7 protein-coding genes and 1 tRNA gene are annotated in these 6,231 nt (G+C 40.8%); all 8 read left to right on the top strand.

Annotated features, from left to right (window positions below):
• The first annotated feature begins 415 nt into the window (after positions 1 to 415).
• Positions 416 to 817, top strand: a complete 402-nt coding sequence (gene ybgC, locus H5202_RS16920; RefSeq protein ID WP_182773107.1) for a tol-pal system-associated acyl-CoA thioesterase — start codon at positions 416 to 418, stop codon at positions 815 to 817.
• Positions 807 to 1,496, top strand: a complete 690-nt coding sequence (gene tolQ / locus H5202_RS16915; protein WP_182773106.1) for a protein TolQ — start codon at positions 807 to 809, stop codon at positions 1,494 to 1,496. Before ybgC ends, tolQ begins: the two co-directional genes overlap by 11 nt.
• On the top strand, positions 1,496 to 1,924 hold the full coding sequence (gene tolR / locus H5202_RS16910; protein WP_182773105.1) for a protein TolR: 429 nt from the start codon (positions 1,496 to 1,498) through the stop codon (positions 1,922 to 1,924). The genes tolQ and tolR overlap by 1 nt, the downstream gene beginning before the upstream one ends.
• Positions 1,925 to 2,887 (top strand): cell envelope integrity protein TolA, encoded by a 963-nt coding sequence (gene tolA, locus H5202_RS16905; protein WP_182773104.1) that lies wholly within the window; start codon positions 1,925 to 1,927, stop codon positions 2,885 to 2,887.
• Between the two features lie 43 nt (positions 2,888 to 2,930).
• Entirely contained in the window at positions 2,931 to 4,259 is a 1,329-nt protein-coding gene (gene tolB / locus H5202_RS16900; RefSeq protein ID WP_182773103.1) for a Tol-Pal system beta propeller repeat protein TolB, read from the top strand.
• Positions 4,260 to 4,282: 23 nt separating this feature from the next.
• A complete protein-coding gene (gene pal, locus H5202_RS16895; RefSeq protein ID WP_182751547.1) occupies positions 4,283 to 4,819 on the top strand; it encodes a peptidoglycan-associated lipoprotein Pal in 537 nt (178 codons plus the stop codon).
• 55 nt (positions 4,820 to 4,874) lie between these two features.
• Entirely contained in the window at positions 4,875 to 5,612 is a 738-nt protein-coding gene (gene ybgF, locus H5202_RS16890; RefSeq protein WP_182773102.1) for a tol-pal system protein YbgF, read from the top strand.
• Positions 5,613 to 5,966: 354 nt separating this feature from the next.
• Positions 5,967 to 6,042 (top strand) — tRNA-Lys (locus H5202_RS16885).
• Positions 6,043 to 6,231: the final 189 nt, after the last annotated feature.

Raw genomic sequence — 6,231 nt, 5'->3', positions numbered from 1 at the left:
TAAGGCAATGCGGTTGAGTTCACAATTGATAAAGTATTTGCGTCAAAAGAGGTCGTGAAATTGTACTAGCTTAATATTTATTCACGTTTACATTTTGCAAAGTGTGCGATGGTAAGGGACGTCCGCCGTTTATTTTTACATCATTATTATTTTTCTCGTGCTTTTGAGCGGCTAAAAGCAGGTGGTTGGTAGTAAAAAAAATTCTATTTATATGGCATGTTTTGTTTAATAAATTGTTAACTTTTTGGGTAAATACATTAATAAAGCTTCATCTCTTACAGTTCCTGAGGTTTTTAGGGTGTTTTAGCGCATTTTGAGCAAAATAAAGTCTCGTTTTCCCTCGGTACAATATTCACAAGCGTGTTGGTACTCGGTATAGTAAGCCAACTTTTACAACCTAAAAATTGATGTTCAGATTATGTTTGTTTGGCCTATTTCAGTCTATTACGAAGATACCGATGCCGGTGGTGTTGTGTACCATTCGAATTACTTAAAATTTTTTGAACGAGCCCGAACGCAATGGTTAAGAGCAATGGGTGTTAGCCAAGCTGAACTGTTGGCAGAAGATATTGCTTTTGTCGTCAAACATGCAGAATTAGATTTTCGTAAAGCTGCAAAGTTTGAACAGGATTTTGTGGTTGAATCCAAGGTTATAGAATTAAAAAAAGTGTCGTTGGTGTTTCACCAGCGCCTAGTTGATCATCAAGGTGACTGCTATTGTGAAGCGACTGTTGTGGTCGCGTGTATATCTTTATCACGTATGCGTCCCCGCGCTATTCCCCTAAATATTGTTCAGGAGTTTGACTGTGCACGCTGAAATTTCATTTATTGGTTTGTTTTTAGAAGCCAGTGTGTTGGTAAAGTTAGTTATGCTGACCTTGTTGGCATTATCGATTGCCTCATGGGCCGTGATCATTCAACGCAACAAATTATTAAGCTCTGCAAGAGTTAAGTCATTGCGATTTGAAGAAACGTTTTGGTCAGGTGTTGATTTAAACCGTCTTTACAAAGAATTAATAGCACGAGGTAGTGCTATTTCTGGCTTAGAGTCGATGTTTGTGGCTGGTTTTAAAGAATATACTCGTTTGAGTAAAGTAAACAGTAAAGCTCCTGAAGCTGTTATGGATGGAACGTCTCGAGCAATGCGAGTGAGTTTGTCACGTGAAATGGAAAAACTTGAAAACCATTTACCGTTATTGGCAACGATTGGTTCAACCAGCCCATACATTGGTTTGTTTGGGACTGTATGGGGGATTATGAATTCCTTTATTGCATTGGGCGCTGTTGAAAACGCCACCCTTGCGATGGTTGCACCAGGTATTGCAGAAGCGTTGATTGCAACCGCAATGGGCTTGTTTGCAGCAATTCCTGCTGTAATTGGTTATAACCGTTTTACAACGCAAGTTGATAAAATCGAAATGACTTATGCTAACTTTATGGAAGAATTCTCCAACATATTGCAACGTCAAGCGTATAGCGAGAAGGAAGCTGTTTAATGTATCAGCGTAAACGTCGTCGTCCGGTTGCAGAAATCAACGTGGTACCTTACATCGACGTAATGTTGGTGCTGTTGATTATTTTTATGGTGACAGCGCCTATTGTATCGCAAGGAGTCAAAGTCGAATTACCTCAGGGTAATGCAGAGTCTTTACCACCTGATAGTAAGCCTCCTATCGTTGCGTCTATTGATGCAGCGGGACAATATTTTTTGAATATCGGTAGTAGCTCTAATTCAGATGTTATGGACTTAGAGCAGGTCTCGACTGAAGTTGGCGCGTTAATCCAGCTTGAGCCATTAAGGCCTGTGGTTGTAAAAGCGGACCGCACAATACCTTATGAAAGTGTTATTCAATTAATGATTAGCTTGCAAGGTGCTGGAGTGCCTGCTGTAGGGCTAATGACCGATTCACCCAAGGAGAAATAGGTGGCTGGAAAATCAGATTTAACCGTACCAGTTTCTATTTCTGCTGGTATTCATATTGGGTTTATTATCATTCTTGCTTTAGGTATTAGTTTTGATGATAAGCCCAAACAAATGCAAACGGCAGCTGCAAGTGCTCCTGCCGTACAAGCAATTGTAATTGATCAACAGAAAGTAAATGATAGAGTTGAGCAATTAAAGAAACAAAAGCAAGATGTGGTCAAGCAAGAAAAAGCCCGTCAAGCGGAATTAGAACGAAAAGCATCAGAAGCTCGCCGTGAACGTGAACGTGAGCAAGAAAAAATTAAAACCTTAGAGATCCAGCGCAAACAAAAAGAGCAGGAAACTCAAAAGGCTAATGATGCAGCTAAAGCCTCTCAGGCAAAGCAAGTGCTAGAAAAAGAGCGAGCAGATAAAGCTGAAGTGGTCCGTAAGCAAAAAGAACAAGAGCAAAAAGCTTCTGAAGATGCAGCTGAAAAAGCGGCTGAAAAGCGTAAGCAAGAAGAAGCCGCGGCGAAAAAAGCTCAAGAAGAGCGTCAACGTGCTGATGATGAACGTAAACGTAAAGAAGATGCTGAGCGTAAACGTAAAGCTGAAGCTGATACTAAAGCGCGTCAAGAACGTGAAATGGCAGAGGCAATGGCTGCTGAACAAGACTCACTTTCTAAAACACGTAATAAACAAGTGTTGTCAGAAGTTGATAAGTATAAAGCCATGATTATTGCTACTATTCAACGAAATTTAGTTGTTGATGAGTCAATGCGTGGGAAAAGCTGCAGGGTCTTTATTCGTCTAGCGTCAGATGGTTTTGTTACAACCAGCCAAACGTTAGATGGTGACCAAGTAGTTTGTCGAGCAGCCAAAGCGTCGATTAATAAAGCGGGACGGTTACCAGTATCGCCTGAACCGGCTGTTTATCAGCAACTAAAAGAAATTAATTTAACCGTTTCACCGGAATTTAATTAATATAAATCGTATTTTATGATGGAATGGAGTTAAAAGGAGTCGCATGAAAAATTTGGCTAAATGGCTAACACTGGTATTAATAGTGTTAACTACACCCGCTCGCGCAGCGTTAGATATCGTTATTACAGAAGGGGTAGATGCAGCAAGACCTATCGCTGTGGTACCTTTTGTTTGGCAAGGGCAAGGTCCCGCACCTGCATCTATTTCTGATGTGGTAACATCTGATTTGTCTCGCAGTGGTACATTTAAGACGCTTGATGTTCGTGCCTTGCCACAATCAACTATCTCGTCTGTGAATGGTTTTACTGCTCAGAATTGGGCTAGTGTAGAAGCTGAAGCACTTGTGGTAGGTACGGTTAAGCCATATGGTGCTGATCAATATTTAGTAAGTTTTGAGCTGATTGATTTAGTTAAAGCACAACTTCAAGCAGGTAAAGGGCCTCAGAATAACAATGAGTTATTACTTGAAAGCCGTGAAACCGTGATCAGTGCAAACCAATTTAGGCAGTACAGTCATCGTATCAGCGATATTGTGTATGAAAAACTTACCGGTATTCGTGGCGCATTTTTAACTCGTATTGCATATGTTGTAGTTAAACAAGGTCAAAAAGCACCGTATCATCTAATGATTGCTGATTACGATGGTTACAATGAGCAAATGTTACTGCGTTCACCAGAGCCGTTGATGTCACCAACTTGGTCTCCTGATGGACGACGTTTAGCCTATGTTAGTTTTGAAAATAGAAAAGCTGAAATCTTTGTTCAAGACATTTACAGCCAAACACGTACATTGGTGAGTACTTTTGATGGCATAAACGGTGCACCAGCATTTTCTCCAGATGGTAAAAAATTAGCTGTTACACTGTCAAAAGACGGCCAACCAGAAATTTATGTCGTCGATATTGCGACGAAAGCAAATCGACGTATTACAGAACATTACGCAATTGACACTGAACCTTCTTGGTTCCCAGACGGTAAATCGATTTTATTTACCTCTGAACGAGGTGGTAAGCCACAGTTATATCGCGTAAATTTAGATACAAATAAAGTCTCGCGTATGACTTTTGAAGGTGAATGGAACCTAGGTGGTTCAATTACCCCAGACGGTCGTAGTATGATTTTTGTAAACCGTACTAACGGTAAGTTCCATATTGCTAGAATGGATCTCGCAACACGCTTTATGCAGGTGCTTTCATCAACTCAACTTGATGAATCGCCAAGTGTTGCTCCAAACGGCACTATGGTTATCTACGGTACAACCCATCAAGGTAAGCAAGTGTTAGCTGCTGTTTCTATGGACGGCAGATTTAAAGCAAGATTGCCTGTCGGCCAGGGCGAGGTGAAGTCACCAGCATGGTCTCCGTTTCTCTAAATAGATATTGATAAGGATTTAAAATGGATCTGAATAAGTTGTTTAAAGCTATGTTGGTTGCAGTTCCGCTTATGGCACTGGGTGCCTGTAGCTCAACTTCAGACTCTGAAACTGACGCTAACGGTTCTATGAGTGGTACTGGTAGTGAATACGGTAATGGTGGTATTGAAACTGGTGGTGTAGCTCCTGTACTAAGCTCTGCAGAACAGCAGCGTTTAAAAGAACAAGAATTACGTCGTCAAAATATCATTTACTTCGATTTTGATCGCAGTGAAGTTCAAAGTGAAAATGCTGAAATCATTCAAGCTCATGGTAACTATTTAGTTGAAAACCCAAATGTTCGAGTGTTGATTGAAGGTCATGCGGATGAGCGTGGTACTCCTGAATACAACATCGCACTAGGCGAACGTCGCGCTAAAGCGATTGCTAAGTATTTACAAGGTATGGGTGTACAACCTAGCCAAATGAGTATCGTGAGCTACGGCGAAGAAAAGCCATTAGACTATTCACGTAACGATACTGGTTTTGCTAAAAACCGTCGTGGTGTGTTAGTTTACTAAAGCGTAAGAAGTACAAGGCCAACCTTTATCGGTTGGCCTTTTTTAGGAGATAAAAATGAAACTAGCCATATTGGTTGCGGCGATGTTCTTTACAACTGCAACAGTTTTTGCTGCACCAGCACCTGTTTCGGATGCATCTGGCGGTTCAAATGATGATAGGATTTCTAGAATAGAACGCATCATAAAAGCGAAGCAACAAGGCGAATTCGACATGCAACGTCGTATGGATGCATTGCAAAATGAAGTATTAGAATTAAGAGGCATTACTGAGCAACAAAATTATCAAATGAATCAAATGTTACAGCGTCAACGACAGCTGTATGAGGAAATTGCTAATCTTACTGCTAAGTCATCGACCCCAGCAGCACCAGTGCAAGCGGATGCTACTACGGTCGCAGCAGCTAGTTCAACGTTGGGTGAAACAGGGAGCTATGAAGCTGCCGTGAACCTAGTTCTGAAAGATCGGAAATACGATGACGCCATTCCTGCATTTCGTACATTTATATCAACATATCCAGAATCAAATTATGCAGCAAATGCCAATTATTGGTTAGGCCAGTTGTTGTATAACAAAAGCGAGTACAATGATGCGAAACAAGCTTTTAGCACGGTAGTGAGTAAATTTTCAGACTCAAATAAACGTGGCGACAGTTTAGTTAAGCTTGGCATGATTGCGGAAAAAGAAAATGATTTATCGGGTGCAAGGGCGCTTTATAATAAAGTCTTAAAAGAGTACGCAGATAGTGCCTCTGCTCGTCTCGCACAGCAGCAATTGTCTGCATTAAAAGGCTAATTAAGCCAAAAAACAGCCTCTTAGTCTGTTTTTCATGCAAACAACAAGAAATTATACATTTGCGCTTGCATGAGAAATTGAAAAAGGTATTATAGGCGCCCTCAGAACGGCATAGCCTTTTGGGGTGTGTTGAGTTGATAATATTAATCTACACTTAAAGTGTTGTGAGTTAATATATCAGCTAGCTAAATGGGCATTAGTTAAGTTGGTATTGAAACAGATACAGCTGGCTTTTGTTCCAGTAAGAATATCAGTTCTTGCAAAACCAAGATGGGTCGTTAGCTCAGGTGGTCTTGAAACATAGACAGTTGGCTTTTTCCCCAGTAAGAATATTAGTTCTTGCAAAATCAAGATGGGTCGTTAGCTCAGTTGGTAGTGCAGTTGGCGTTTAAGCTATTGGTCGAAGGTTCGAATCCTTCACGTCCCACCACTTTTTAAAACGTGGCTAAACAATTTACATATTACAACAAGATGGGTCGTTAGCTCAGTTGGTCTTGAAATAGAGACAGTTGGCCTTTGTTCCAGTAAGAATATCAGTTCTTGCAAAACCAAGATGGGTCGTTAGCTCAGTTGGTAGAGCAGTTGGCTTTTAACCAATTGGTCGAAGGTTCGAATCCTT

This window comes from Shewanella sp. SG41-4, from assembly GCF_014164505.1.
Lineage (GTDB): Bacteria > Pseudomonadota > Gammaproteobacteria > Enterobacterales > Shewanellaceae > Shewanella.
This window is presented reverse-complemented; position numbering and strand designations above follow the sequence as displayed.